This window comes from Microbispora bryophytorum, assembly GCF_006874465.1.
In the GTDB taxonomy this organism is placed as follows: Bacteria; Actinomycetota; Actinomycetes; order Streptosporangiales; family Streptosporangiaceae; genus Microbispora; species Microbispora bryophytorum.
The window spans coordinates 89,623-116,448 of record NZ_VIRL01000019.1 but is presented as its reverse complement, the minus strand read 5'-3'; the positions used below and the strand labels follow the sequence as shown (position 1 = coordinate 116,448).

Annotated in this window: 20 protein-coding genes, 1 tRNA gene and 1 pseudogene; 8 read left to right on the top strand and 14 right to left on the bottom strand. The window is 72.9% G+C overall.

The window, feature by feature from the left end; translation table 11 throughout:
* Positions 1-43 precede the first annotated feature (43 nt).
* From FLX07_RS28405 to FLX07_RS28395, 3 genes are read left to right on the top strand one after another with little or no spacing between them, the layout of a single operon-like run.
* A complete protein-coding gene (locus tag FLX07_RS28405) occupies positions 44-781 on the top strand; it encodes a class I SAM-dependent DNA methyltransferase (RefSeq protein ID WP_142574742.1) in 738 nt (245 codons plus the stop codon).
* Positions 781-1,854 carry an iron-containing redox enzyme family protein gene (locus FLX07_RS28400; RefSeq protein WP_142574741.1) on the top strand — a complete coding sequence of 358 codons (1,074 nt, stop codon included), beginning with the start codon at positions 781-783 and terminating at the stop codon, positions 1,852-1,854. The genes FLX07_RS28405 and FLX07_RS28400 overlap by 1 nt, the downstream gene beginning before the upstream one ends.
* On the top strand, positions 1,851-3,029 hold the full coding sequence (locus FLX07_RS28395; RefSeq protein WP_189105062.1) for a glycosyltransferase family 2 protein: 1,179 nt from the start codon (positions 1,851-1,853) through the stop codon (positions 3,027-3,029). The genes FLX07_RS28400 and FLX07_RS28395 overlap by 4 nt, the downstream gene beginning before the upstream one ends.
* Here FLX07_RS28395 and FLX07_RS28390 read toward each other — a convergent pair.
* From FLX07_RS28390 to FLX07_RS28370, 5 genes are read right to left on the bottom strand one after another with little or no spacing between them, the layout of a single operon-like run.
* A complete protein-coding gene (locus FLX07_RS28390) occupies positions 2,978-3,259 on the bottom strand; it encodes a CDGSH iron-sulfur domain-containing protein (protein ID WP_308424433.1) in 282 nt (93 codons plus the stop codon). The genes FLX07_RS28395 and FLX07_RS28390 overlap by 52 nt on opposite strands.
* 10 nt (positions 3,260-3,269) lie before the next feature.
* Positions 3,270-5,555, bottom strand: a complete 2,286-nt coding sequence (locus FLX07_RS28385) for a hypothetical protein (protein WP_142574740.1) — start codon at positions 5,553-5,555, stop codon at positions 3,270-3,272.
* A gap of 16 nt (positions 5,556-5,571) precedes the next feature.
* Positions 5,572-6,324, bottom strand: coding sequence for a hypothetical protein (locus tag FLX07_RS28380; protein ID WP_142574739.1), 753 nt, complete (start codon positions 6,322-6,324; stop codon positions 5,572-5,574).
* Positions 6,324-7,304: a MinD/ParA family ATP-binding protein gene (locus tag FLX07_RS28375; protein WP_142574738.1), complete on the bottom strand. Its 981-nt coding sequence runs from the start codon at positions 7,302-7,304 to the stop codon at positions 6,324-6,326. The genes FLX07_RS28380 and FLX07_RS28375 overlap by 1 nt, the downstream gene beginning before the upstream one ends.
* Before the next feature lie 39 nt (positions 7,305-7,343).
* Positions 7,344-9,854, bottom strand: a complete 2,511-nt coding sequence (locus tag FLX07_RS28370) for a hypothetical protein (RefSeq protein WP_142574737.1) — start codon at positions 9,852-9,854, stop codon at positions 7,344-7,346.
* A gap of 548 nt (positions 9,855-10,402) precedes the next feature.
* On the opposite strand from FLX07_RS28370, the gene FLX07_RS28365 reads away from it, so the two are divergent.
* Positions 10,403-11,716: a cryptochrome/photolyase family protein gene (locus FLX07_RS28365; protein ID WP_229689921.1), complete on the top strand. Its 1,314-nt coding sequence runs from the start codon at positions 10,403-10,405 to the stop codon at positions 11,714-11,716.
* An 82-nt stretch (positions 11,717-11,798) separates the two neighbouring features.
* On the opposite strand, the gene selB is transcribed toward FLX07_RS28365, so the two are convergent.
* Together selB and selA are read right to left on the bottom strand one after the other, a co-directional pair.
* A complete protein-coding gene (gene selB, locus FLX07_RS28360; RefSeq protein ID WP_223854183.1) occupies positions 11,799-13,625 on the bottom strand; it encodes a selenocysteine-specific translation elongation factor in 1,827 nt (608 codons plus the stop codon).
* A complete protein-coding gene (selA, locus tag FLX07_RS28355) occupies positions 13,625-14,914 on the bottom strand; it encodes an L-seryl-tRNA(Sec) selenium transferase (RefSeq protein ID WP_142574736.1) in 1,290 nt (429 codons plus the stop codon). The genes selB and selA overlap by 1 nt, the downstream gene beginning before the upstream one ends.
* 145 nt (positions 14,915-15,059) lie before the next feature.
* Here selA and FLX07_RS28350 point away from each other — a divergent pair.
* Positions 15,060-16,355, top strand: a pseudogene (locus FLX07_RS28350) (ATP-binding protein); the annotation flags it as partial.
* 206 nt (positions 16,356-16,561) lie between these two features.
* Here FLX07_RS28350 and FLX07_RS28345 read toward each other — a convergent pair.
* Positions 16,562-16,655 (bottom strand) — tRNA-Sec (locus FLX07_RS28345).
* Between the two features lie 88 nt (positions 16,656-16,743).
* Here FLX07_RS28345 and selD point away from each other — a divergent pair.
* Together selD and FLX07_RS28335 are read left to right on the top strand one after the other, a co-directional pair.
* Positions 16,744-17,757 carry a selenide, water dikinase SelD gene (selD, locus tag FLX07_RS28340; protein ID WP_142574735.1) on the top strand — a complete coding sequence of 338 codons (1,014 nt, stop codon included), beginning with the start codon at positions 16,744-16,746 and terminating at the stop codon, positions 17,755-17,757.
* 80 nt (positions 17,758-17,837) lie between these two features.
* A complete protein-coding gene (locus FLX07_RS28335; RefSeq protein WP_142574734.1) occupies positions 17,838-18,377 on the top strand; it encodes a DUF6886 family protein in 540 nt (179 codons plus the stop codon).
* Positions 18,378-18,386: 9 nt separating this feature from the next.
* On the opposite strand, the gene FLX07_RS28330 is transcribed toward FLX07_RS28335, so the two are convergent.
* Positions 18,387-19,034 (bottom strand): response regulator transcription factor, encoded by a 648-nt coding sequence (locus FLX07_RS28330; RefSeq protein WP_142574733.1) that lies wholly within the window; start codon positions 19,032-19,034, stop codon positions 18,387-18,389.
* Complete coding sequence (locus FLX07_RS28325; protein ID WP_142574732.1) at positions 19,019-20,290, bottom strand: sensor histidine kinase; 1,272 nt, start codon at positions 20,288-20,290, stop codon at positions 19,019-19,021. The genes FLX07_RS28330 and FLX07_RS28325 overlap by 16 nt, the downstream gene beginning before the upstream one ends.
* A 221-nt stretch (positions 20,291-20,511) precedes the next feature.
* Here FLX07_RS28325 and FLX07_RS28320 point away from each other — a divergent pair, with 221 nt between their 5' ends.
* The gene (locus FLX07_RS28320) at positions 20,512-20,943 is read left to right on the top strand and encodes a hypothetical protein (RefSeq protein WP_189105066.1); all 432 of its coding nucleotides are present in this window, start codon (positions 20,512-20,514) and stop codon (positions 20,941-20,943) included.
* Positions 20,944-20,996: 53 nt separating this feature from the next.
* On the opposite strand, the gene FLX07_RS28315 is transcribed toward FLX07_RS28320, so the two are convergent.
* From FLX07_RS28315 to fdh, 4 genes are all read right to left on the bottom strand, one after another.
* Positions 20,997-21,761, bottom strand: a complete 765-nt coding sequence (locus FLX07_RS28315) for an alpha/beta hydrolase family protein (protein WP_142574731.1) — start codon at positions 21,759-21,761, stop codon at positions 20,997-20,999.
* 183 nt (positions 21,762-21,944) lie between these two features.
* Entirely contained in the window at positions 21,945-22,880 is a 936-nt protein-coding gene (nrfD, locus tag FLX07_RS28310; RefSeq protein WP_223854182.1) for an NrfD/PsrC family molybdoenzyme membrane anchor subunit, read from the bottom strand.
* Positions 22,881-22,902: 22 nt separating this feature from the next.
* On the bottom strand, positions 22,903-23,655 hold the full coding sequence (locus tag FLX07_RS28305) for a 4Fe-4S dicluster domain-containing protein (protein WP_142574730.1): 753 nt from the start codon (positions 23,653-23,655) through the stop codon (positions 22,903-22,905).
* On the bottom strand, positions 23,648-26,815 hold the full coding sequence (gene fdh / locus FLX07_RS28300) for a formate dehydrogenase (RefSeq protein WP_189105068.1): 3,168 nt from the start codon (positions 26,813-26,815) through the stop codon (positions 23,648-23,650). The genes FLX07_RS28305 and fdh overlap by 8 nt, the downstream gene beginning before the upstream one ends.
* Between the last annotated feature and the right edge of the window lie 11 nt (positions 26,816-26,826).

Here is a 26,826-nt window from a genome sequence, read left to right as displayed (position 1 = left end):
CGGCAGGCCCACAGCGCGTGCCGGTCGTGTTGGGGGGGAGCGTATGGGGGAGTTCGATGCGTCCGCGTACGGGCAGACGATCGCCGACGTCTACGACGAGATGGTGGAGCACCTGCCGACCGGCCCGGCGGTCGAGCGCGTCTTCCGGCTGGCCGAGGGAGGGCCCGTCCTGGAGTTCGGGATCGGCACCGGCAGGCTGGCGCTCCCCCTCGCCGCCCGCGGCCTGGCCGTGGCGGGTGTCGACGGGTCGCCCGACATGGTGGCGGTCCTGCGCGACAAGCCCGGCGGTGACCGCATTCCGGTCACGGTAGGCGACTTCTCCGAGGTTCGGGTGGAGGGGAGGTTCGCGCTCGTCCTGCTGGCCTTCAACACCGTCTTCGCGCTGCCCTCGCAGGAGGCCCAGGTGCGGTGCTTCCACAACGCGGCGGCCCACCTGCGGCCCGGGGGGCGCTTCGTGATCGAGGCGTGGGTGCCGGACCCCGCGATCTTCCGCGACCGGACGTCGCTGCGACTGCTGACCGTCGGCGAGGACGAGGTCGTCGCCGAGGCCGCCCGGCTGTGCCCGGCCGAGCAGTTCATGCACACGACGAAACTGCGGATGACCGCGGACGGCCTCCGGTTGCTGCCGGCCAACCACCGCTACGCCTGGCCGTGCGAGCTGGACCTCATGGCCCGCCTCGCGGGGATGGCGCGCGAGCACCGCTGGGCCGACTGGTCCGGCGCCGCCTTCACCGACGACAGCCGTGCCCACGTGTCCGTCTACCGCTCGATGGAGAGCTGATGCAGTTGCCCGCGCCCAGAGGCCCGCTCACCGACCGGCTCTTCGCGGAGCTGGTCCGGCCGCCGCACGGTTTCGACCCGCCGCCCGCCGATCCGTACGGTGGCCCGTGCAGCCCATGCGGCGGCCCATCCGGCGACTCGTGCGGCGACCCGTGCGACCCGTGCGACGGCTCATCCGGCAGCGAGGAGGACGCGCAGCTCGCGCTGTTCGTCTGTTACGAGCTGCACTACCAGGGCTTCGACGGCGTCGACGACCGCTGGGAGTGGAACCCGTCGGTGCTGGCCCTGCGGGAGCGTCTGGAGACGTGGTTCGAGGGGTGGCTGGCCCGGCGCGTGTCCCGCCCGCCCGCTCCGCAGCCGCGGGAGGTGCCCCGGGCCCTGGCGGCGCTGGTGGCGGCCGACGACGGCCCCTCCCTGTCGGCCTACCTGCGCGGGAGAGGCGACGCCGCGCAGTTCCGCGAGTTCGTGGTCCACCGGTCGATCTACCAGCTCAAGGAGGCCGACCCCCACACGTGGGGCATCCCGCGCCTGCTCGGGCGGCCGAAGGCCGCGCTGGTGGAGATCCAGTCGGACGAGTACGGCGGGGGCAGGCCGGAGCGCATGCACGCCGAGCTGTTCCGCGCGACCATGCGGGGGCTCGGCCTCGACGACTCCTACGGCGCCTACCTGGGCAGCGTCCCCGGTGTGACGCTGGCGATCAGCAACGTCATGTCGCTGTTCGGGCTGCACCGCCATCACCGGGCCGCGCTCCTCGGGCACCTCGCGGCCTTCGAGATGACCTCGTCGCTCCCCAACCGCCGCTACAGCCAGGGCCTGCGGCGGCTGGGCGGCGACGCCGGCGCGCGCCGCTACTACGACGAGCACGTGCAGGCCGACGCCGTGCACGAGCAGATCGCCGTGCACGACATGTGCGGCGCGTTCGCCGCGCAACACCCCGCCATGACCGGCGACATCCTGTACGGCGCCGCCTGTGCGCTGACCCTCGACCGGCTCTTCGCGGAGCACCTGCTGGGCCGCTGGCGGGAGGGGCGTGCCTCCCTGTGGCGGGCCGACGCCGAGGTGACGACTCGATGACCACGCACGGCCGCCGCCCGCCCGAGCCGGGCCCCGTCACATCGCCGGGCCCTGTCACCGCGCCGGGCCCTGCCACCGCGTCCGGCCCCGGCGCGGCGCGGATCGACTACGTGCTGCCGCTGCGCTGGGACGACGACGCCGGGCTGGCGGAGCTGACCGGCTACCTGCGCGGCCTGTCCCGGCACGCCCGGATCGTGGTGGTCGACGGCTCGCCGTCGCCGCTGTTCGAAAGGCACGCGCGCCTGTGGCGCGGCATCGCCGAGCACGTACGGCCCGACGACGACCTGACGGTCGCGAACGGCAAGGTGGCGGGCGTGCTCACCGGCATGCGCCGCGCCCGGAGCGAGCACGTCGTCATCGCCGACGACGACGTGCGTTACGACGCCGGTGGGCTCGCCCGGGTCCACGCCCTGCTCGGCCACGCCGACCTCGTCCGCCCGCAGAACCACTTCCACCCGCTCCCCTGGCACGCCCGCTGGGACAGCGCCCGCACCCTGCTCAACCGCGGCCTCCTCGGGGCGGACTATCCGGGGACTTTCGGCGTACGCCGGTCGACGTTCGAGAAGATGGGCGGCTACGACGGCGACGTGCTGTTCGAGAACCTGGAGCTCATCCGCACGGTCCGTGCCCACGGCGGCCGGGAAGTCCGCCCGCTCGACCTGTATGTCCGGCGCCTGCCACCCGGCGCCCGCCGGTTCTGGTCCCAGCGGGTCCGGCAGGCGTACGACGACCTGGCGCAACCCGTACGGATGGCGGCCTTCCTCGCCGTCCTCCCATGCGTGGGCGCGGCTCTGTGGCGACGCCGGCCGGAGTTGGTCGCGGCGGGCGCGGTGGCGGCGGTCGGCCTGGCGGAGATCGGGCGCCGCCGCGCCGGAGGCCGCCGGATCTTCCCCGCCGCGACCAGCCTGTTCGCGCCGGTCTGGGTGCTCGAACGCGCCACCTGCAGCTGGGCGGCCCTGGCCGCCAGGTTCGCGCGCGGCGGCGTGCCGTACGCGGGGCGGCGCCTGCGGGTCGCGGCGCACTCGACGCGCCAGATCCGCCGCCGGGCACTGTGTCCGCCGCCGGGCGCTGTGAACGTCCGGCCCTTCCGGGCCGGGCCTTCCGGGGCGACGGCCGGGCCTCGTCAGCCGGACGGGTCGGGCTCGCTCGTCGCCTGGAAGCCGGTCGCCTTGTGAGAGCCGTCGCAGAACGGCTTGGCCGAGGACCGGCCGCAGCGGCACAGCGCCACCGTGGCCCGGCCGGGATCGATGCGCCGGCCGTCCTGCGTCATGAGCGTGAACGGCCCGCGCACCAGCAGCGGGCCGTCCTCGCAGGGCGTCACCGTGACCGCCGTGGCCGGGTCCTCCGCCATGTGCTCCATGTGGTGCAGCCTGCCCGGGACGACGACGGCATAACACGTGGTCAACGGCGCACGGTCATTCCCATCTCGCGCAGTGGGCGGAGGGGCTGAAGGCCCAGCATCCGGCCCTGCCCGCGCCGGGTTCCTCCGCCGCGAGTGCGAACCCGGCGAACGGCGCGCTGAACGCGCCGGGCACGCCCGACGGGCTGGGCACACCCGACTTCGCGCTCGGCGGGGCGAAGGCCCACCGTGGCGTCGCCGTGTCGCTCGTCTGCCCGCCGCCGAACTCGTGGGAGTGCCCGGACGTACGGCTCCGCCAGGGCGCCAGGCTCCAGCAGCCGGCCGTGCCGTCGTCCCCACATCGGTCGTGCGCCTCGGCGACCAGCGGCGGCAGCGGCAGATACCCCGGGATCACGATCGGCGCGGTAGGCGGCTGCCCGCCCGCGGAAAGCGGCGCCGTCCCGGACGGGCCGGTGAGCGACGGCGCGGGAATCCCCCACACCGGGCTGCCCGAGGACGTCGGCTCGGACGCGGCACCGGTGGGAGCCGTGGGAACCGTCGGAGACGTGGGCGTCACGGGCGGAGGGTCCGTCCGTGTCGGCGGCGTACCGCCCGCCTGCGGGACGGCGGGCGGATCGGCGGCGGGAAGCGCGGTCGAGGTGACGGTCGCGCTGGGCTTGGGCTCCGGAGGCTGCTGCGTCGGCTTGTCGCTCGGCGTCGGCTTGTCCGTGGGCTGCGGCTTCGAGGTCGGCTTGTCCGTCGGCTTGTCCGTCGGTTTGTTGGTCGGCTTGTCTGTGGGCTTGTCCGTCGGCTTATCGGTCGGCTTGTCTGTGGCTGTGGAGCTTGGCTGCGTGCTCGCCGTGGATCCCGGGGTGGGCGAGACACCCACCGAGACGGTCACCTGGGGGCTGGCCTGCGGTATCGGGCTCGCGCTGGCCGCCTTGGGCGCGCTCGCGCCGCTCGCGGTGGGTGCGGGAGTCGCAGGAGCGGCGTCCCGCGCCGCCGCCTTCTGCGTCGCCGTCGCGGTGGGCGCGCTGCTCGCGGTCGGCGCCGACGCTCCCTGGCCGGCCTGTCCTGCCTGACCGACCTGTCCGGCCTGACCGGCCTGGTTGCTCTGGCCGGCCTGGCCGGCCTGGCTGGTCTGGCTGCTCTGGCCGGTCGGGCCGGGAGTCGCGGTGGCACCGCCCGCCGTCGGCGTCGGAGCCGCCGCCGCGCTCGGCCCGCCGTTCGGCTCCGGCCTGCTCAGCGCCCCCGGTGCGGACATGGCCCTCATCATGGGACCACTGCTCGCGGTGGGGACGGGCCCCTGGGGAGCCGGCGGCGAGGACACCGGCGGCGTCGCCGTACCACCGGGAGTGGCCGGAGGCGGAGTGGCCGGACGCGGCGGGGCGGAGCTCTCGGCGCGGCTGTTGCCGGTGTGCCGTGAGGTGCCGGCCGGCCGGTCGGCACTGGTCCGCCCTGACCGGTGGCCCTGTTCACGGGTCTCACGAGTCACCCGGCCGCCCGTAGCGGAGCTTCGGCCCTGGCGGTCCTGATCACGCGACGCGTGGGCCGTCCTGTCGCGGGTGGAGGTGCCGCCCGAACCGGTGCCCGGGGTGCGGCGGGACGAGCCGGAGGAGGATCCGGCGGACTCGTGCGACCTCTCCGACGAGCCGTCAGAGCTACGGGAGGAGTCACGGGCCGCATCGGACGAGCCGCCGGAGGCACCCGCGTGGGCCTTTACCGTCGTCCGTCTGTCAGGGGCGGCGTCATCCGCCGCGCCCCCGGCGCCGCGCGATGCGTTCCTGGCACCGTCGGGCTCGTTGGCGGCACGGCGCGGCGCGATCGTGGTGTCGTCGGATCTGTCCCCGGTGTGCTCGGAGGAGTTGTCGTGCGCCGCGCCGGACGAATCGCCCGGACCGTTGGACGAGCTCCGCTCCGCATCCGACGTTCCATCGGAACCACGCGAGGAGCGGTGCGGGGCGTCGGAGGAGTCGTGGGCCACGTCGGACGAGCCGCCGGAGGAACCCGAGCCGGCCTCGACCGAGGTCTGTCTGTCAGGGGCGGCGTCGTCCGAGGCCATCGCGGCGTCGGCGCGCGCGCCGTCACTCACGTCGTCGCGCGCGCGGTCACGCACGCCGCCGGAGCCGCCCGACGAGGAAGCCGGCGCCGAATCAGACGAGGACGACGAGAGGTGGCCGGGCTCGTCGGAGGTGGGCGCGGCCAGGGGGGCGGCGCCGTCTATCGGTGGGGGGGCGTCCCGGCCGGGCTCGGCCACGGCGGCCCAGGGCTGTGCGACGACGGCACCACCGGTCGCGGATACCGCGGCCAGGAGCAGGCCGGAGACCAGGGTGGCGCGCCGGGAGGACATTCGGGGGGTCATGAGGCTCTTCCTCGATCTAGGGAGTGGGCCGGGGACCGATGAGGGACTTCCAGCCCGCCGCGGCGAACTCGGGCGTCCCTGGGAGAGCGGCTGCGGGCACGGACGGGGGCGTCGGGTCGGGGATGTTCACCCAGTCGCCCTTGTCCGCACCGCGCATATCGGGCTTCCACGCCATCAGCAGGCTCATGGCATAGGGGCTGGAGTAGACGGGGCCGGTGGCACCGGCGCCCGTGGTCGCCGTCACCTGCACCAGGACGGCGACCTGCACCTGGTTCTCGGAGCGGACCTTCCACTGGACGCCGATCGTCTGCGTCCGCAGGGCCGCCCCGGCGGGAAGCCGGCCTTCGGGGGGAAGGCCGAGGGTCTCCCGCCAGCCGCGTACGGCGTCGCGAGCACCCTCGCGTGCCGCCTCACGCTGGTCCGGCGGGGCGTACAGCGCGGCCGCCTGTTCCGCCTGGCCGACGTCGAGTGTCCAGGCGGCCTCCAGGGCGGCGGCCGCGGCGGACGCCGCCCCGATCTCGGTCTGGGGGAAGCCGACCGGATAGCCTCCGTCGCCCTCGTGACCGGTCGGCGCCGCCAGCGCGACAGACGGCGCGACGACGCGCGCCGGCATGGACGGCGCCTCCGCGTGCCGGGTCTGCAGCACGATCACCGCGACGGCGATGACGGTGACGACTCCCGCGACGGCGACGACCAGGTGCCGGGGATCCCACCGTCGGGGCGGTCCCAGGTCCCAGTCGAGCGCCGGATCGGGGATGACCGGTCCCACTACTTGCTCCGGTCCGTCCGCTGCGTGAACGCCTGCCCGGCAGCCGCGGCGAGGCGCAGGTACGCGCCGCGGGTGGTGGGCCGCAGCCGGGCCAGGTCGACCTCCGCGCCTTCCTTGAGATGCGGGTCGAACGGCACCCTCACCACCATGCGGCAGCGTCCGGCGAAGTGGCGTTCGAGCAGGTCGACGTCCACGTGCGACTTCGGCTCGACCGCGTTCAGCACGACGATGGCGTTCTTGACGAGGTGGCCGTGGCCGTGGGCGGTGAGCCAGTCGAGGGTAGCGGCGGCCGAGCTCGCGCCGTCCACGGCGACCATGGTGACCAGCACGATCTGGTCGGCGAGCTCCAGCGTGGCGCCCATGGCGCCATGCAGGAGCCCGGTGCCGCAGTCGGTGATGCAGATCGAGTAGTAACGCTCGATCAGATTGGCGACCGTACGGTAGTCCTCGGCGTCGAAGGCCTCGCTGACGGCCGGGTCGGTGTCGGACGCGAGCACCTCCAGCCGAGCGGACGACTGCGAGGTGAACGCGCGGGCGTCGGCGTACCGGACGATGTGCGGCGCCTCGGCCAGCAGAGTCCGGATCGTCGCCGCGGTCTCCGACTTGACCTTGATGCCGAGCGTTCCCCTGTCGGGGTTGGCGTCGATGGCGATCACCCGGTCACCGCGCAGCGAGGCCAGGGTGTTGCCCAGCGCCGCCGTCGTCGTGGTCTTCCCCACCCCGCCTTTCAGGCTCATGACGGCGATCCTGTGGTGACCGCTGGCGACGGGCGTCTGGGCCTGGGCGATCAGCGTGCGCCGTTCCAGCTCCGCCGCCGACTCCGAGGGGATGATCCGGCCGCCGGAGAGCTGGTAGACGAGCCGCCGCCATCCGCCGGTGGGCTCTATGCGGCGGTTCGTCAACAGATGTTCTGCCGTGAGAGGCACGCTCTCCGGGAACTGCTCGGCGGGAGTCGGCACCGAAGTGTGAATCTCGGTCATGGGGGTCCTTTCACCGAGGACGGGAGGAAACGGAGGCGGTCAGCAGGTGCTCCATCGCACGGTGGCGGTGCCTTTGCCCTTCGGGGCGTGCAGTTCGAGCGACGCCGTTACGGGCGAGGGGACCCCGCACCAGTAGCGGACGCGCAACGCGCGCACGGTGAGCACGTCGGTGTGCCCGGGCTTGAGCGTTCCACTGGACGGCTCGACCATCAGGCCGGGAGCCGATATCCGCCATTTCACGGGTTTTCCGGAGGTCGTCGAGAGAGTGAGGGTCCCCCTCCCGAACGCGTCGAGTGTGACGACGGACGGCGCCTGCACACCCCAGGCCCCCATCAGGAAGGCGCCGGGAGATGTGGGGGTGTCCGGAGCGGCGCCCTGCCCGCCAGGCTTCGCGGCGCCCCCGGCCGCAGTGCCCCCGTCCGCCGTGTCGCCAGCCGCAGTGCCCCCGTCCGCGGTGCCCTGTTGCCCGCCGGACTGCGCGGTGTCCTGTCCGCCAGGCTGCGCTGCGCCCCCGGCGGTGGCGGCCCCTGCGGCGGTCGCGGTCACCGTGGCCTGCGGCGCGCCCGAGGCCGTGCTCGTGGTGCCCTCGCCCGCCGCAGCGCCGTCCGTCTGGCCGGCCGCCGAGGAGTTCGCGCCCGTCCCCGTTCCCGCCGGATCGGCGGAGGCCTGGGCGACGCTCGCCTCCAGCGACCCCTTGTGGGACTGGGGGGCAGGAGCGAGAAGGTTGATTCCCGTCACGGTCCCCGCCGCCCCCGCGATGACGACGATGACGATCCGGAGGGCGGTCGCCCGCAGCAGCGAGCCGACCCGGGCCAGGACCTCGACGATCCTGATCTGCGCACCGGCGGGCGGCCTGTGGGTGAGGTCCATCTCCCCCGCCGTGTCGGCGACAGCGTCGGCATCGGCGACGTAAGCGAGTGCGGGGGCGGGGACCGCTTCGGCGGCGTGCGCCAGGGCCTCCCTGGCCCTGATCTGCGAGAGCAGCGCGTTGTAGAGAGGCGTGTCCTGCCCCGGCGGCAGCGCGGCGCCCTCTCCGGCAGCCGGGTGCGCCCCTCGCTCCGCCCCTGCCGCTCCCGAGTAGCGGGCCGAGCCGCCCGGACCGCCTGGACCGCCTGGACCAGTCGAGTCCGCACCCCGCGACCCCGGTGACGCGGTCGCGCCCCGCGACCCCGGTGAGCCCGTCGTGCCCGACGCCCTGGGGAACGGATTGGGCCGTTGCGCGCCGCGTGACTTCAACGCCCCCGGCGTCCACGGCAGGCTCGGCTGGGTGTCCTCCTGGGAGATGGCCCGCACCGGGCGCTCCGGCAGTTCGGGCCCGGCACCCGCCACAGCACCGGCCTGAGCGGCCGCTTGAGCACCGGCCGCAGCACCCGCAATGGTGCCGGCCGCAGTGTCGGCCGCAGTACCCGCCACCGTGCCCGCCACAGTGCCCGCCGAAGCACCCGCAACGGTGCCCGCCGCAGTGTCCGCCGCAGTGTCCGCCTTACCCGCCGCAGCACCGGCCGCAGTGCCTCCCACGGTGCCGGCCATAGTGCCCCCCACAGTGCCGGCGGGACGCGGCGCCTCCGGCTGCGCGGGCGGGACCAGGTGGCCGGGTCTCGTGTCCTGCCTGTCCTTCCCGTCCTCCCGGAACGGCGGGCGGGACTCCTCATGGGACACGGCCGGTGATCGGCCGGGCGGCACCGGCGGCGGGGCGGCCGGAGACGGGGGGAACGCCGGCGCGGGGACAGCAGGAGCGGGCGCCACGTCCACGGGAGGAGCCGTGTCCACGGGAGCGGACAGCGGCATGCCGAACGACAGGGGAGGCCGGTGCCCCGCCCGCTCCGCCGGGGCGGACCGTTCCCTGCTCAGGGCGTCCAGGAGTCGCTGCCTGGTCTCGGCCGTGAGGTCGGCGACCGGAGGTCGGGAAAGGATCTGCGGAACGGTGTATCGGATGTTGATGGGCCGCTTGCACACCACGCAGGTCACGATGTGCCGCAGCAGCGCCGTACGGGCGGCGCCGAAGTCGGCCGCCTCGCCGCGCTCGTCCGGGAAGACGGCGGCGGCCAGCGGGCCGATCTCCGGGCAGATCGGCCGGCCCCGGGCGAGACCGTCCAGCCCGCTCACAAGGATCTCCACCACATCCTGGGTACGCGCGATGAGCCGGCCGGCCTCCTTCAACGGCAGGGCGAGCACGTACACGAGATCCCGGAGTGGGAGTTCGTGGCGGTAGAGCAGGAGCAGCGTCTCCGCGCCCAAGGGGTCCGCCAGGCGCCACGCGCGCCGCACCGCGAGGTGGTCGGGCCCGCCGGTACCGGGTCCGGGCAGGAACCCCCGCCCCGGGCCGGTGGCGACCTCACGGCGCAGCGCGGACAGCAGCCAGGCCCGGTCTGAAACGTTCCCGGGCCGTTCGCGGGCGGCACACGACTCCAGCGCGGCGATCACCGCCGCGAGCATGGGGCCGGAGTCGAGGTGACCGGAGGCGTAGTCGACGAGGTGGGCGCCGTGCTCGTCCACCCATGCCATCCCCCGGCCGGGGTCGAGCGTCACATCCCCGATGGGCGGGTTCATGCGCACCGGATCGGAGTGGGGATGACGACGGCGTCATGTTCGGCCAGAGCATCCCTGCGACTTAGGCAGTGCACTTGCCTAACAGGAAATCTTGATGCATACCGATACATAGAACGAGATCTTAGACTGACTGCGATGTGTTGGGAAGGAAAAGAACCAGAGAAATCATGAGTTGAGGATAAGCCGCAAATAACACCGATATGGTCATCCGAAAGGGGCCCAGTCGCAGCACCGTTACCGTCTCCGGACTTGTCTGGAGAACTTGCGGATCATGCTCGATCTAACCGCCCCACAGGCCGGATGACCTGGCATTTCATTCTCTTTTCACGCACCGGACACAACCGGCGACGGGCGCGCTTCCCTGCCCGCCTTTCGCCCGCCATCCGTTCGCCACATCCGATGCGAATAGCCTTCATATTTCCGGGGAATAATCAGCGTTTCATGCCTTTTCGGCATTACAGCATGCGCACGACCCGTCTCGGCGTGAAGCAGCCTCCGCCGTATGACGAGACGATCTCCTGATTTACTCGGGAGCCGCAACCACCGGCGTGATCGACGGCGAAGAGGTACGCGTGGAGACCGTCGTCGTGCTGTTCAACCGGGACCTGCGAATTCGTGATCACCCAGCGCTGTCCGAGGCGTGCGCCGTGGCCCGGCACGTCGTTCCGCTGTTCGTGTTCGACCCCGCGATCGGGGCCAGGCACCGCCGTGACTTCCTCCGCGCGTCCCTTCACGACCTGCGGTCGTCCCTGCGCGCACTCGGCGGGGACCTCGTCGTACGGCACGGCGACCCGGTGGCCCATGCCGTACGGGTCGCCGCGGAGGCGGGCGCGTCGGCGATCTGGGCAAGTGAGGACGTCAGCCCGCTGGCGCGGCGGCGGGAGCGGCGCCTGGCGGCGGAGTGCCGGGCCCACCGGCTGGAGTTCCGCCTCTTCCCCGGCGTGACCGTGGTGCCCCCCGGCGCGCTGCGGCCCGGCGGCGGGAGCCACTATCGGGTCTTCTCGCCCTACTGGCGGGCCTGGTCGGCCACCGCGAGACGGCCGGTCCTCGGCGCGCCCCGCCGCCTGTGCCTGCCGCCCGGCATCGATCCGGGCGTCCTGCCCGAGGCGTCCCCCGAGCCGTACGGGATCGTGCGGGGCGGGGAGAGCGAGGCGCGGCGGCGGCTGGAGCGGTGGGTGGGCGACGGCCTGGCCTCCTACGCCGAGACCCGCGACCGGATGGCGGGGCGCACCTCGATGCTCAGCGCCTACCTCCACTTCGGCTGCCTGTCGCCCCTGGAGGTGGTGCAGCGCGCCTGCGAACGGCCGGGCGGCGAGGAGTACGTCAGGCAGCTGTGCTGGCGCGACTTCCACTACCAGGTCGTGAACGCCTTCCCCGAGATGGGCCGGCGCGACTACCGGCCCAGAAACGTGGAGTGGCGGCGCGACGAGGAGGCCGAGGCCGCCTGGCGGGAGGGCCTCACCGGGGTTCCCGTCGTGGACGCGGGCATGCGCCAGCTTCTCGCCGAGGGCTGGATGCACAACCGGTTGCGCCTGGTCACCGGCTCCTATCTGACCAAGCGGCTCGGGATCGACTGGCGGGCCGGACTGGAGCACTTCGCCGAGTGGCTGCTCGACGGCGACATGCCGAACAACTGCGGCAACTGGCAGTGGGTCGCCGGGACGGGTAACGACACCCGGCCCTACCGCATGCTCAACCCCCTGAGGCAGGCCAAGAAGTTCGACCCCGAGGGCGAGTACGTGCGGCGTTACGTCCCCGAGCTCGCGTCGCTGCCCGGCGGCCTCGTCCACGAGCCGTGGAAGGTCCCCGGCGGGGTCCCCGGCTACCCCTCCTCTCCCCTCGGGGGTGAGCTGCGGGCGTGACGGCCGCCGCGTGCGCCCGCAGCGGATCATCAGCTTCGGCGTCGGCCCCGGCAACCCCGCCGCCGGAAAGCGCGACATCGCCTCACAGTGACCGGCGGTGGACCTCGTCCACCCGCTCGGTGAGGCCCTTGCGGTCGAGGTGCTCCAGCAGCGGCACCGCGACCCGGCGGCTCGTGCCGAGCGCGCTCCTCGCCTGGCTGACCGTGAACGGCTGCGGCAGCCGGGCCAGCAGCGCCGCCGCCCGCGCGTCGGCGCCCGGCGCGAGGACCACACCCTCGGTCACGCGCAGCAGCGCCCCGGCGCGTACGGCGGCGGCGAGCTCGCGCGGCCCGAGCCCCAGCGCGGCCAGCCGCCCGGCCTCCGGCGCCTGGAACGGGGCCTCGGCGAGATCGTCCACCAGGGCCCGCACCGCCCCGGCGACCGAAGCGGGCAGCCCCGCGGTCCCGGCCGGGGCGCGGCCCATCGTGGTGATCCGCCCGTCGGCCACCGTCAGCGGCGGCCGTACGAGCGCCGCCACGAGCCTGCGGTCGGGCAGGCCCAGCTCGTGGCGGACGGCCTCCACCGGCATGCCGGGCTCCAGGGGGTGATCGGCCGCGTACCGCCGTACGACCTCGGGGAGCCGGGCGGACAGCGCCGACCAGTGATCGGGATCGGCGTGCCAGTCTCCGGCCACCGGCCGTCCCCCGGGCGGGCAGCCCATCGCGGCCAGGTCGGCCTCGCGCAGCAGCAGGTGCGTGCGCAGGAGGGAGGCCGCGTCCGTGGACGCCTCCGCCAGCGCCTTCGCCCGCTCCCTGGCCGCCCCCCGGCGGCGCAGCTCGGGAGGCCGCACGTCGAGCACAGTCGCCCGCGCGAGCACCCGCGGCTCGCCCCGGCCCCGGCCGGGGTCTCGGCCGGGGTCTCGGCCGGGGTCTCGGCCGGGGTCTCGGCCGGGGTCCAGCAGCAGCAGCGCGTCTCCCAGGTGCAGGGGAAGCGGCCGGGCCAGGCGCAGCCGGGCCGCGTCCGGGCCGAGCGGGCGCACCTCGCACAGCACCGACGCCGACCCGATGTGCGCGGTGAGCCGCGCGGGCAGCGGCCCGCGGGCGCCCACCGCCATCGTCACGCGCACGTCGGCCAGGCTCGTCGCCGTCCAGGCGCCGGGCGTGACGAGGGCGTGCCCGCGGCGCGGCACGATCCGCCCGCGCAGGTTGAGCGCCACCCGCGCGACCCCGGTGACCGACTCGACGTGCTCCTTGAGCGACTCCAGGGCGCGCACCCGCACCGGCTCGCCGTCCAGCTCCAGCTCGTCTCCCACCTCGACGCGACCGGCGGGCAGAGTGCCGGTTACGACGGTGCCGCTGCCGCGCACGCTGAACGCCCGGTCGATCCACAGCCGCACCGGTGCCCGCGGATCGGGCGCGGGCAGCGCCGCCACCAGCCGGTCGAGCGCGGCGCGCAGCCCGTCGAGGCCCTCACCGGTGCGCCCGCTCACCGCCAGGGCCTCCACGTCGCCCAGCCCGGCCTCCGCCAGCCGGTCGCGCGCGTCCTCCAGGGCAGGGGCGGGGTCGGCGAGGTCCGCGCGGGTGACGGCGAGCAGGCCGTGCCGTACGCCGAGGGTGCGCAGCGCGACCAGATGCTCCTCCGACTGGGGCATCCACCCCTCGTCGGCGGCGACGACGAACATCACGGCGGGCACCGGGCCGACCCCGGCGAGCATCGTGCCGAGGAACCGCTCGTGCCCGGGCACGTCGACGAACGCCACCCGCTCCCCGGAGGGCAGCGTCGTCCAGGCGTAGCCCAGCTCGATCGTGAGGCCGCGCCGCCGCTCCTCCTCCAGCCGGTCGGGCTCCATCCCGGTCAGCGCCCGCACCAGGGTCGACTTGCCGTGGTCGACGTGTCCGGCCGTGGCCACGACGTACATGCGCGGGGCCATCAGGAGGTCGCCGTCAGGACGGCCGCGAGGACCTCACCGTCCCGGTCCTGCGGCACGGCGCGCAGGTCCAGCAGCAGGCGGCCCCCCTCGACCCGGCCGACGACCGGCGGCTCACCCCGCCGCAGCGGTGCGGCCAGCCGTTCCGGCAGGCTCACGGCCACGCTCGGCAGGCGCACTCCGGGAGCTCCGCCCCCGCCGACGGTCGCCTCCGTGGACACGGCCGCCGCGTCCACGCCCGCCTGGCACAGCGCCTTGGCCAGCGCCTCGGCCCGCTCACCGAGAAGGATCGGATCGGCGTGGAGAGCCTGCCGTACGGGGGGCTCCGGGCCGCGCAGCGTCGCCTCGATCGCGGCGAGCGTCAGCTTGTCCACGCGCAGCGCCCGCGCGAGCGGGTGCCGCCTGAGCCGTTCGACCAGGTCGCGGCGGCCGAGCAGCAGGCCCGCCTGCGGGCCGCCGAGCAGCTTGTCGCCGCTCGCGGTGACCAGATCGGCGCCGGCCCGCAGCACGCTCCCGGCGTCGGGCTCCTGGGGCAGGAGGGGATCGCGGTCGAGCAGCCCCGAGCCGATGTCGACGACCACGGGCACGCCCAGCCCGGTCAGCTCGGCCACCTCGACGGAGCCGGTGAAGCCCTCGACCCGGAAGTTCGACGGGTGGACCTTGAGCACGAACCCCGTCTGCGGCCCGATCACGTCGCGGTAGTCGGCCAGGGCGGTGCGGTTGGTCGTGCCCACCTCGCGCAGGCGCGCGCCGGTGGACACGAGCAGGTCGGGGATGCGGAATCCGTCGCCGATCTCGACCAGCTCACCCCTGCTGATCACGATCTCCCGCCCGGCGGCGAGCGCGGTGGCGGCCAGCACGAGAGCGGCGGCGTTGTTGTTGACCAGGTGGACGCCCTCGGCGTCGGGCACGGCCAGGGCCAGCGCCTCGACCGCACCGTGTCCCCGGCGCGCCCGCGCCCCCGTGGCCAGGTCGAACTCCACATCGGTCGCCCCCGCCGCCACCGTCACCGCCTCGACGGCGGCCGGAGACAGCGGCGCGCGGCCCAGGTTCGTATGGAGCAGCACGCCGGTCATGTTGATCACCGGACGGAGGCTCGTGGCGTGGCGCGGCAACGCCGCCAGCGCGGCGTCCGCGACGTCCTCCGGCTCGATCTCGCCCTGCCGCACCCGCTGCTGCGCCCGCGCGACCGCGTCCTTGACCGCCGGACGGCCGAGCCGCTCGGCGGCGGCGACCAGCCGCGGATCGGCCAGCACGGCGTCGGTGCGCGGCACCCGCCTCCGTGGATCCACACTTCAAATTACAGCGGCGGCGCCCCGCCCACCCCGGCCTGCTCCCCCCGCCGCTCCGGCGGGTGACACCCCTCTCCTGAATTCGGCGGTAACGGCGGAGTCCTCGTCCGCGAGTCCCCGGTGACCGCCTCGGGAGGAGAGCCCCATGGAGGCGCAGGACCACGCCGCCGCCGGTCCTCGCCGGGAACCGGCGGTCCGGGCCGGGACAGCGAACGGACGCTCGGCAGATCCACCGCGCATCTTCCGGCAGATCCACCACAAACCCCTCGGCAGATCTACCACAACTACTGCGGCAGATCTACCACCGAGGTACCGGCAGATCTACCACCGATCTAGCCACTCAGCCTATTCTGAGCTGGTGGACGTCGATGAGCTCACGCTCTATCCCAGGCGTGTGGAAGTCATGGCACTAGAGGCACTGACGGACACCCGCGTAGTCGTGATCAACGGTGCCCGCCAGGTCGGCAAGAGCACTCTGGCGAAAGCGATCGTGCGACGCTCGCCCAGGGCTCGCGAGATCTATCTCGACGAAGCCGCCGTACGTTCGGCCGCGCGGAACGATCCGGACGGCGTCGTGCGCCACGACGGGCTTCTGCTCATCGACGAGATCCAACGCGTTCCCGAACTGCTTCTGTCGATCAAACGCGTGGTCGACGCGGATCCGCGGCCTGGACGCTTCCTACTAACGGGATCCGCCCGGCTTCTGGGCCTGCGAGACCTTCCGGACGCACTACCCGGCCGGTCGGAGACGATTGAGCTGTGGCCGCTCTCACAGGGCGAGATCGAGCGAAGCCCGGATGGTTTCGTCGACGCCGCCTTCCAGGAAGGGGCTGACCTCAAGGTCCCGAGGACGAGCCTTCGACGGGCCGACTACGTGGACCGTGCACTGAGAGGAGGCTATCCGGAAGCAGTCCACCGGCCGACTCACCGGAGGAGGGCCCGCTTCTTCGAGTCGTACATCTCGGATCTGATCAATCGTGATGTCAGACAGGTCTCCGACATCGAACGTCCCGCCGACATGCGTCGCCTGCTCAACGTCCTGTGCGGCCGAATGGGCGGCCTGGCCGTGATCAACAACATCGGCCGTGATCTGGGGCTGCCGCACACCACCACCAAGCGATATGTCGATCTGCTCGAACTCGTATACGTGATCCGACGAATACCGGCGTGGTCCTCCAACGCCACCACTCGTGCGATCGCGACGCCGAAGCTGCTGGTAGTGGACTCCGGTCTCGGGGCTCATCTCGCAGGGCTCACTCCCGCCCGCGCCATGGACTTCACCGCCCCGGTCGGGCCTCTCCTGGAGAACTTCGCTCTCGGCGAGCTGGCCCGCCAACTCACCTGGACCGAGGAACCTGTCAGGCTCTACCACTACCGAGATCGCGATGGAGTGGAAGTCGACGGGGTGCTGGAGAGGGCATCCGGGGAGATCATCGGCATCGAGGTCAAAGCGGCGGAGACCGTTCGCGGCGAGGACTTTCGAGGGCTTCGGAAACTCGCTCACAAGCTCGGCGACCGGCTGATCGCGGGATACGTCCTCTATGCGGGTCCGGAGGCGCTCCCCTTCGGGGATCGGATGCGGGCGCTTCCGATGTCCGCGTTGTGGGAGGTGGGGCCGGAGGCCTGACGGGGGAAGGCGAAGGGTGAGCGGAGGTGGACGGGAATCGAACCCGCCAGGCCGAGGACCTCGGCCTCGTCGGTTTTGAAGACCGCGGGGGCCACCAGGCGCCCACACACCTCCAGGGAGAAACCTAACCGGAACGGGGTAGGGACCGGGCGGCGCCCCGTCGTGGCGGCGCGGCGACGAGCGACGCGAGAACGGGTGCGGCATGACCGATACGGCGGAGCGGGCCGGGATCCGGCTGACCCAGCAGGCGCACGGAGGCGGCTGCGCCTGCAAGATTCCCCCGGGCGAGCTGGAGAGCATCGTGGCCGGGCTCGTGGCCCCCGACCCGTCGGCGTACGCGCACGAGCTGATCATCGGGCTGGACGCCGGCGACGACGCGGCCGTGGTCAGGATCGAGGGCGGCCGGGCGGTCGTCGCGACCGCGGACTTCTTCACCCCCGTCGTGGACGACCCGTACGACTGGGGGCGGATCGCGGCCACCAACGCGCTGTCCGACGTGTACGCGGTGGGCGGCGAACCGGTCGTGGCGGTGAACCTGCTGGGCTGGCCCAGGGAGACGCTGTCCATGGACCTCGCCAGAGAGGTGCTGCGCGGCGGCCTGGACGTGGCGCGGGCGGCGGGCTGCCACGTCGCGGGTGGGCACAGCGTGGACGATCCCGAGCCGAAGTACGGCATGGCGGTCACCGGCCTGGCCGACCCCGACCGGTTGCTGCGCATCGACGCGGGCCGGGCGGGAATGCCGATCTCCCTCACCAAACCGCTCGGCGTGGGCGTGCTCAACACGAGGCACAAGGCGACCGGCGAGGTGTTCTCACAGGCGATCGAGGTCATGACGACGCTCAACCGGGACGCCTCACGCGCGGCGCTGGCCGCCGGGGCCGGGTGCGCGACCGACGTGACCGGGTTCGGCCTGCTCGGCCACCTTTACAAGCTGGCCAGGGCGAGCGGCGTCACGGCCGTGGTCGACGTGGCGGCCGTGCCCTACCTGGAGGGCGCGCGGCAGGCGGTGCGCGACGGCTACGTGAGCGGGGGCACCCGCCGCAACCTGGATTGGGTGCACCCCCACCTCGACCCAGGCCGATACGCGGAGGAGGACCTGCTCCTGCTGGCCGACGCCCAGACCTCGGGCGGCCTGCTGGTCGCCGGCGAGGTCCCCGGCGCGCCGATCGTCGGCGAGCTCGTTCCGGCCGAGGCCGCCGCGATCCGGCTCGCCTGAGACCGCGGTGCCGGCCGCGATCCGGCTCGTCTGAGACCGCGGCGTGGGCCGTGGTCGCGGCGAGGTGGTAGACCCGGGACATGCGACCTGAGCCCGGCGAGGTGCTGCACTTCTCCGAAGACCCGGAGATCACCCGATTCGTTCCGCACGTGGCGGCCACCGCGCGGCAGCCGGAGGCGTACGTCTGGGCGGTGACGGCCGAGCGCAGCCCCGACTACTGGTTTCCCCGCCAGTGTCCTCGGGCCATGGCCTGGACGACCCCGGCGACCACGGACGACGACCACGACCGGATCATCGGGCCGGGCTGCGGGCGGCGCGTCCACGCCATCGAGTACGGCTGGCTGGAGGCGTTCCTGACCGTCCGCCTGTACGCCTACCGCTTCCCGGCGGAGAAGTTCGTCCCGTTCGGAGAGCCGGTGCCGAGCGCGGTGGTCGCGACCGAGCCCGTCGAACCTCTCGGGCCGCCCGAACCCGTCGGCGACCTGCTGCGGCTGCACGAGGATGCCGGCATCCAGCTCAGGCTGCTGGACAACCTCTGGCCGTTCTGGGACGCGGTGACCGCCAGTTCCCTGGGCTGGAGCGGCATCCGCCTCCGCAACGCCCGCCCCCGGCCGGCGTAACGGAGCACGTCAGGCGTTGTTCAGGTAGGTGAGGACGGCGAGGACGCGGCGGTTGTTGTTGCCGTCGTCGGTGATGCCGAGCTTGCCGAAGATGGAGGTCGTGTGCTTGCTGATGGCGCTCTCACTGAGGAAGAGCCGCTGGCCGACGGCCTGATTGGACAACCCTTCGGCCATCAGGCCGAGCACGTCGTGTTCGCGTTCCGTGAGCCGTTCGAGCCGCCGGTTCGACGACCCGCTGGACAGCAGCTTGGCGATGACGGCCGGGTCCATGGCGGTCCCGCCGCCGGCCACCCGCTCCAGGGCGTCGACGAACTGATCGGCGTCGAACACGCTCTCCTTGAGGAAGTAGCCGATGCCGCCGGTGCCGTCGGCCAGGAGTTCGCGGGCGTACAGCTGTTCGACGTGCTGCGACAGGATCAGGATCGGCAGTCCGGGCAGGCGGCGGCGGGCGTCGAGAGCCGCCCGCAGGCCCTCGTCCGACTGGGTCGGCGGCATGCGGACGTCGACGACCGCGACGTCCGGCCGCTGGGTCAGCAGCACGTCGAGCGTCTCCGGCCCGGTGGTCGCCGTCGCCACCACCTGGTGCCCGTACGCCTCCAGGAGGCGGACCATCCCGTCGCGCAGGAGGTAGAGGTCTTCGGCTACAACGATTCGCATGGCACAACCATTCTCACGCGGGTCGGACCTCCTGTCGGACTGGTGATCTCCAGGGTGCCGTCGAAGACCGCGAGGCGGCGGCGCAGCCCGTCGAGTCCGCCACCGGCGCGCACGCCGGCACCGCCCGTGCCGTCGTCCGCGACGTCGACGACGATGCCTGCGCCGGTGCCGGTACTGGTGCGGGCGATGGAGATCCCGGCGCGGGTCGCCCGGGCGTGCTTGGCCGCGTTGGTGAGCAGTTCGGCCACGCCGAAATAGAGGGCGGACTCGATCGGCGGGTCCAGGCGCAGCCGGAGGTCGGCGCTGACGGCGGCTTCGAGGGGGCTGTCCAGGGCGAGAGCGCGAACGGCGTCGACGAGCCCCCGCTCGGTCAGCACCGGCGGGCTGATGCCCCTGACCAGGTCGCGGAGCTCGGCCAGGGACGCGGTGGCCCCTGCTCGCGCGTCCCGTAGCAGCGCCTTGGCCCGGTCGGGGTCGGTCTCCATCAGCTTTTCCACGGTCGCCAAGGACATCCCGAGCGCGACCATGCGCGCCTGCGCTCCGTCGTGCAGGTCCCGTTCGATGCGCCGGATCTCGGCGGCCTGCGCGACCGTCGTGTCGGCGCGCTGGGCCGTCAGCTCATCCACCCGGTCCGCCAGCGCCATCGCCGGCGACGGCCGCAGGAACCGGACGGCCACCGGCCGGACCGGCCGCCAGGCGTACGGAGCGGCGCCGACGGCCACGGCCACGCCGAGCGCCCCGATGAGACGCATGGAGGGCGCCGGGTGGCCGAACCCGACGACCGCCGCCACGACTCCGGCCGGCGGGACGGCCGCGATCACCCCCATGGCGAACGGAGCGATCACCGCGAACCGCAGGTCACGCCAGGTGGCGGGATCGCTCCACCAGAGCCGCATCCTCTGGTCCCGGCGGGCGTCGCGGCTGGTCCGCTCGTAGGAGAATCCGTTCCACCAGTACCCCGTCGACATGCGCACCACCGGCGCGGCCTGCCGATATCCAGGAGGAATGACGGTGCCCGTCCATCGGGCGACGACGGCGCGGACCATCCGGCAGATCGGGCGGGCCAGGGCGAGCGTGCCGACGCACGCCCACAGGAGCGGCGCCAGCCCGGGCCACGGGTCGCCGCCCCACCACCACATCCACAGCCCCGCGGCGGCGGCCCACACGGCCGGGACCAGCATGCTGACGACGAGCACGACGCACGCTCGCACGAACCCAACGGCGGCACTCGCCAGCCACGACACCAGCTGTCGCATGAGCCTTCCTTCGTACTCCACGACACCGGTTCCGAGGTGTTCGGCGATGCGCCGGTCCGGGCCGGTACGGCGTGATGTTTCCACTGTGTACCGCACAGAGCCCGGCGCCCAGCCGATCGCCCCCGGAGTGGGTCTGGCCCCACCCCCGCGTACGTCCAGACGCATACCGCGCCGCCCGTCCGCTCCCTAGCGTCGAGACCACGACGAGAAGGAGAAACGACATGACCACCATCACCGGCGCCACGGCACACCTCGACGACAGCCGCACCCGAGAGGCCTTCGACCTGGCGAAGAAGTGCGTCACGCTCTCCGGCATGATCTGCGGCATCACCCTCGCGACGGTCGCCGTGCTGTCGATCGCCGATCACACGGAGACCCCGTTCATGTGGGTCCGGGCCGTCATACTGCTCGCCATCGCCCCGATGCTCCACCGGATGATCGTGCGTGCGTCGCAGGGATCGCGGCGCAGCTTCGACCGTATGCGCACCATCAGCGTCACCATGCCGATCGCGATCATCGGCGTCGACCTGATCCCCGGTATCTGCCCGGCGTGGTACGCCGTGATGCAGGCCATGAGCGTCCTGCCCCTGGTCGCGGTCGCCTTCATCCTCAGCGGCCCCGGGCCCCGCGCCGCTTTCCCCAAGACGCGCTGAGCATCCGCTGCCGCGGCGCCCGGCCGGCGAGCCGGACGCCGCGACCGCGTACTTCAGGCCGGCGGGGTGACCGCTCGGCCGAGGTGCCGGGCGAAGAACCGGACCGCGCTGTCGGCCTCGAACCTGGGCAGTTCCTTATGCCTGCCCGCGTTGGCGTGCAACGTCTTCTCCTTTGAGGCGAAGGCGTCGAACAGCGCGAGAGCGGCCTCGCGCGGGATGTGCTCGTCGTCCCATTGCATGTCGAACTCGATCGGGACGGTGATCCGCCTCGCCTTCTCGGCCAGGACATCGGGCCAGTGCTGGCCGAAGACCGCGGCCGTGATCCTGGGTTCGATCGCCACAAGTGGTATTCCGATCGCGGTGCCCATGTTGATGCCGAAGTAGCCGACCCGCCCGTCGGCGCCGATCTCCGGAAGTTCCTGGAGCGCGTCCAGGGTCGCCTGCCACTCGGGCACGGCGAGCTCCGCCAGGTGGGCGTTGTAGCGGACGACGATCGGTCCTTCCGGCTCGCCCGCCGCCCTCGCCCGATAGAGCTCGGCGATCTCCTGCTCGTCGTGCGCGGTGCGCGGCCGGTCACCGTGAGCGGGCGCGTCGATGACGGCGACATGGAAGCCGCAGCCGGTCACGAGAAGGCGTGCGCGGCCCGCCATCGCCGGATGCTTCTTGTGGTTACCGCCGCCGTGGCCCATCAGGACCAGGGGCGCGCGATCGGCGCCGGGAGCCGGCGACCAGAGAACCCCGGGGACGCCGCCCACGGTGAAGTCGCGTTCGACCATGCCGTCCGACGACGACTCGGCGGTGAACTGCAGAGAGTGCACAGGTGTTGCCTTTCGGGAGAGCCTTGTTGTCGAGGCGCTCCCGACGACACCTATGTCAATCGCCCGGCCGTGATGGGAAGGGGGAGCACCCACATCGATCCTGCGTTCATGGGTCTCACCTCCTCGGGCGGGTCACGGTCACCGGCACGTTACCAAGCTCGTCGATCGTTTCTCGAACCCTTTTCAGCGGCCGGGGGCGGAGGCGGGGTGGCCGGCGTCGAGGCGGTCGCGTTGTGGCACGACGGTGTACCTGGGGTCCATGGCCGAGGCCCGGCCCGCCTCCAGCACGCCGAACCGGGTGCACAGGGCGCCGGCGGTGATCGCGAGCCCGGACAGCGCGGTGAGGGCCCGGCTGCGCCCGGCGACCGTGGCGAGCAGGCCGCCGCCGAGGGTGAGCACGCGGGAGGCCCGCATGAGTCTGCCCGCCCTGCCCGTGCGGTACGGCTCGCCGACGAGACCGAGGCGGCGCTCCATCAGCCCGCCGGCGACGACCTCGGCCACGGCGCCCGCCGCCGCCGCGGCGCGGGCGGGCCCGGCCTGGGCCCGGGGCGTGGTCAGCATCAGGGCCGCACCCGCGGAGGCGAGCGCGCTCCCCGAGAACAGGAACGGCAGCTCCCGCATCCCCTCGTGCCACGACGGCACGGCGGTGTCGGCGAGAAGGACGGCCGTGTACGTCGCCATCGCCAGGCCGCTCAGGCCGCTCGCCACCGACGCGGCGTCGCCCGCCGGGGTCAGCAGGCCGGTCACCGCCGAACCCGCCGCGACGCCGGTCAGCCCGCTGTGAGCGGCCAGCGTCCATGAGCCGACGCTCATCGGCGAGGTGAGCTTGAACACGCGCAGCATGTTCAGGAAGCGCTCGGGACGGCCCAGCTCGGCCACGAGGAAGACCGCACCGGCGCTCGCCCCGGCGAAGGCGGTCATCCGGGCGGCCAGTTCCAGCCGATCCCGCCCGGTGAGGCGGGCGGCCGCCGCCATCGCGCCCGCCGCGCCGGACAGCCCGCCCAGATAGAGGTACGCCGGCATGTGGGGTTCGTGCCAGATGGGCTGTTTGATGACCGGCTGGCCGTAGTAGGACCGGAACTCGGCGTCCGGCACCATCTCGTCCCGGCGCCTCGGCATCAGGTCCTCCCCACAGAAACGATCACGGCTTCCTCCCGGCGAAGCACGCGGCCACACCGGCGGCCAGGGCGAGCGCCGCGCCGCCCGCCCAGCGCCACATCGCGGGCAGGTCGCGGGTGGTCACCACGGGATCCGGCGGCAGGCCGTACGTCTCCGGCTCGTCCAGCAGCAGGAAGAACGCGCCCGTGCCGCCCACCCCGTCGTCCGGGTTCGCGCCGTACAGCCGGGCCTGCGTCGTGCCCTCGGCGTGCAGCCGTTCGACCCGTTTCGCGGCCCGCTCCCGCAGCTCGTCGAGCGGCCCGAACTGGATGGACTTCGTCGGGCACGCCTTGGCGCAGGCGGGCTCCATGCCGCCGCGCAGCCGGTCGTAGCAGAGCGTGCACTTCCACGCCCGGCCGTCGTCCTCCCTGCGGTCGATCACCCCGTACGGGCAGGCGGGGACGCAGTAGCCGCAGCCGTTGCAGACGTCGGCCTGCACGACGACGGTGTCGAACTCGGTGCGGAACAGCGCCCCGGTGGGGCAGACGTCGAGGCAGGCGGCGTTGGTGCAGTGCTTGCACACGTCCGACGACATCAGCCACCGGCCGTCCTGCTCGACGAACGCCACGTGCCGCCAGGTGCTCGCGCCGAGCGCGCCGGTGTTGTCGTAGGAGGTGGCCCGGAACACGAACCCGTCGTCGGGCACGTCGTTCCACTCCTTGCAGGCCACCTCGCAGGCCTTGCAGCCGATGCAGACGGTCGTGTCGGTGAAGAAGCCCATCCGCTGCTCAGCCATCGCGATACCTCTCGATCAGGTCGAGCAGGGCCCGGCCGCGCGGGCGCCGCCCCGGCAGGACGTCACAGGTGCCGGCCTTGCTCTCCTGGATGTAGACGTTCGGGTCGAGCACGATCGACGGCAGGTCGTTGACGACGTCCCCGGTGACGACCCCACCGCTGCTGTATCCCCAGTGGTACGGCATGACGATCTGGTGGACGACCTTCCCGTTCAGGCGCAGGGGCCGTACGCGGCCGGTCACGAGCACGCGCAGCTCGATCGCGGCCCGCGCGGTGACGATCGTCGCCCAGTCGCCGTTCTCCAGCCCGATCTCCTCCGCCATCTCCCGGGACACCTCGCAGAACGCCTCCGGCTGCAGCTCCGCGAGGTAGGGCAGGGGCCTGCTCATGGCGCCCGTCGTGTGGTGCTCGGTGAGCCTGCTCGTCGTGTAGACGTACGGGAACCGGGGCGACAGCGCCGGGTTGTACGGGTTCTCCGGGCGGTCGATGGTCCGGCGGGCCGGGTTGGCCTGCTGTCCGTACAGCGCGTTGCGCACCGGCGACTCGTGCGGCTCGTAGTGCGTGGGCAGCGGCCCGTCGGCCAGGCCCGACGGGACGAACAGCCAGCCCCTGCCGTCCGACTGCATGATGAACGGGTCGGTGCCGGCCAGCGCGTCCTGCGCCCTGGCCCCTTCCTGTGGCCGGTAGTCCGGCGCCTTGTCCTCCTCGAAGTCCGGCACGTCGGGTCCGGTCCATTTGGTCCCGTCCCAGTAGACGTACTTCTTCCGCTCGCTCCACGGGCGGCCCTGCGGGTCGGCCGAGGCGCGGTTGTAGAGGATGCGCCGGTTGGCCGGCCAGGCCCAGCCCCATTCGAGCGCGACGGGTCCCTGCTCGGTGTGCGGCGTGCGCCGGGCCGCCATGTTGACCCCGTCGGCGTACACCCCGCAGTAGATCCAGCAGCCGCAGCTCGTCGAGCCGTCGGGCTTCAGCTCGCGCAGCGACGCCAGCGGGCGGCCGTCGGCGGCGGTGCCGTTGATCTCGCGCAGGACGGCCGCGGCGTCGGGGTCACGCTGCGCGCCGATCTCCGGGTAGTCCCAGGTCAGCTCCGTCACCGGCCGGTCGATCTCGTCGTCGCCGAGCCGCTGCCTGATCCGCTTGCCGAGGTGGTAGTAGAACCACAGGTCGCTGCGGCAGTCGTCCGGCGGGTCGAGGGCCTTCTCCCGCCACTGCAGCAGCCGCTGGGTGTTGGTGAACGTGCCCTCCTTCTCCACGTGGCTCGCGGCCGGCAGGAAGAAGACCTCGGTGCCGATCTCCCCGGTCCGCAGCTCGCCCGTCTCGATCTCCGGCGCGTCCTTCCAGAACGTCGCGGTCTCCACCAGCATGAGGTCGCGGACCACCAGCCAGTCGAGGTTGGCCAGGCCGAGGCGCTGCGCCTTGCCGTTGGCCGAGCCGACGGCCGGGTTCTCGCCCACGACGAAGTAACCCTTGACCGTGCCGTCGATCTGGCCCATCACGGTCGCGTAGTGGCCGTGGTCGCCGGTGAGCCGCGGCAGGTAGTCGAAGCGGTAGTCGTTGTCCTCCGTCGCCGCGTCGCCCCACCACGCCTTGAGCAGGCTGACGACGTACGCCCGCCGGTTGCCCCACCAGCCGGTGTCGGCGCCCTCCTGTTCCAGATAGTGGTCGAGGCCGTCGTGCCGGTGGGCGTGCGGCATCGCGATGTATCCCGGCAGCAGGTTGAAAAGCGTCGGGATGTCGGTGGAGCCCTGGATGCTCGCGTGCCCGCGCAGCGCCATGATGCCGCCGCCCGGCCTGCCCATGTTGCCCAGCAGCAGCTGCAGGATCGCGGCGGCCCTGATGTACTGCACGCCGACCGAGTGCTGCGTCCAGCCGACGGAGTAGACCCACGCCGTGGTCCGCTCCCGGCCCGAGTTGGCGGTGACGGCCTCGGCCAGCTCGTGGAACCGCTCCGGCGGGATTCCGCACAGCTCCTCGACCATCTCCGGCGTGTAGCGGGAGTAGTGCCTCTTGAGGATCTGGTAGACGCAGCGCGGGTCGGTCAGCGTCGGGTCGCTCGGCGGCGACGCGCTCGCGCCCGCGCCGCGCGCGCCGTAGGAGTCGGACCCCGCCGCCTCCGCGTGGTGCCCGCCGCCCTCGACCGGCTCCTCCTCCTCGGGCACGTCGCCCTCGTACGCCCAGGTCGACGGGTCGTACCTGCCGGTCTCCTCGTCGAAGCCGGAGAACAGGCCGTCGAGGTCCTCGGTGTCGCGGAAGTCGCCGTTCACCAGCGTCGCGGCGTTCGTGTACGCGAGGACGTACTCACGGAAGTCGAGCCCGTTCGACAGCACATAGTTGATCAGTGCGCCGAGCAGCACGATGTCGGTGCCGGCGCGGATCGCGAGATACCTGTCGACGGTCGCGCTGGTGCGGCTGAAGCGCGGGTCGACGTGGAAGACCTTCGCGCCGCGCGCACGGGCCTCCATCACCCACTGGTACCCCACCGGATGGCACTCGGCCATGTTGGAGCCCTGGATGACGATGCAGTCAGCGTTGGCCAGATCCTGCTGATACTGGGTCGCGCCGCCACGCCCGAAGCTGGTCCCCAGACCGGGGACGGTGGAGGAGTGTCATATGCGCGCCTGGTTCTCGACCTGGATCGCGCCGAGGGCGGTGTAGAGCTTCTTCATCAGGTAGTTCTCTTCGTTGTCGAGCGTCGCCCCGCCCAGGCCGGCGATGCCCAGAGTCCTCCTGACCTCGTGCCCCTCGTGCGTCTGCTGCCAGGTCTCGCGCCGGGTCCGCACGACCCGGTCGGCGATCATGTCCATCGCGGTCTCGAGGTCGAGCGGCTCCCACTCGGTGCCGTACGGCCTGCGGTAGAGGACCTTGGTCTGGCGGCCGGGGTGGGTGACGAGCTGCTTGCTGGCCGCTCCCTTCGGGCACAGCCGCCCGCGGGAGATCGGCGAGCCGGGGTCGCCCTCGATCTGGGTGACCTTGCCGTCCTTGACGTAGACGAGCTGGCCGCAGCCCACGGCGCAGTAGGGACAGACGGAACGCGCGACGGTGTCGGCGTCCTCGACCCGGGGCCGCAGGGCGTCCGTACGCGCCGAGCGCGCCGCCCGCCCTCTGCCGTCCTCTCCCTTGAGCTGCCGGATCACCGGCCAGCGGGAGAGCCATCCACCACCCACGACGCCTCTGA

Coding starts and splice junctions, on each gene's coding strand:
- FLX07_RS28405 (WP_142574742.1), top strand. CDS start 44: ATGGGGGAGTTCGATGCGTCCGCGTACGGGCAGACGATCGCCGACGTC.
- FLX07_RS28400 (WP_142574741.1), top strand. CDS start 781: ATGCAGTTGCCCGCGCCCAGAGGCCCGCTCACCGACCGGCTCTTCGCG.
- FLX07_RS28395 (WP_189105062.1), top strand. CDS start 1,851: ATGACCACGCACGGCCGCCGCCCGCCCGAGCCGGGCCCCGTCACATCG.
- FLX07_RS28385 (WP_142574740.1), bottom strand. CDS start 5,555: ATGACCCCCCGAATGTCCTCCCGGCGCGCCACCCTGGTCTCCGGCCTG.
- FLX07_RS28375 (WP_142574738.1), bottom strand. CDS start 7,304: ATGACCGAGATTCACACTTCGGTGCCGACTCCCGCCGAGCAGTTCCCG.
- FLX07_RS28370 (WP_142574737.1), bottom strand. CDS start 9,854: ATGAACCCGCCCATCGGGGATGTGACGCTCGACCCCGGCCGGGGGATG.
- selB (WP_223854183.1), bottom strand. CDS start 13,625: ATGGCCCCGCGCATGTACGTCGTGGCCACGGCCGGACACGTCGACCAC.
- selD (WP_142574735.1), top strand. CDS start 16,744: ATGACCGATACGGCGGAGCGGGCCGGGATCCGGCTGACCCAGCAGGCG.
- FLX07_RS28335 (WP_142574734.1), top strand. CDS start 17,838: ATGCGACCTGAGCCCGGCGAGGTGCTGCACTTCTCCGAAGACCCGGAG.
- FLX07_RS28330 (WP_142574733.1), bottom strand. CDS start 19,034: ATGCGAATCGTTGTAGCCGAAGACCTCTACCTCCTGCGCGACGGGATG.
- FLX07_RS28325 (WP_142574732.1), bottom strand. CDS start 20,290: ATGCGACAGCTGGTGTCGTGGCTGGCGAGTGCCGCCGTTGGGTTCGTG.
- FLX07_RS28320 (WP_189105066.1), top strand. CDS start 20,512: ATGACCACCATCACCGGCGCCACGGCACACCTCGACGACAGCCGCACC.
- nrfD (WP_223854182.1), bottom strand. CDS start 22,880: ATGCCGAGGCGCCGGGACGAGATGGTGCCGGACGCCGAGTTCCGGTCC.
- FLX07_RS28305 (WP_142574730.1), bottom strand. CDS start 23,655: ATGGCTGAGCAGCGGATGGGCTTCTTCACCGACACGACCGTCTGCATC.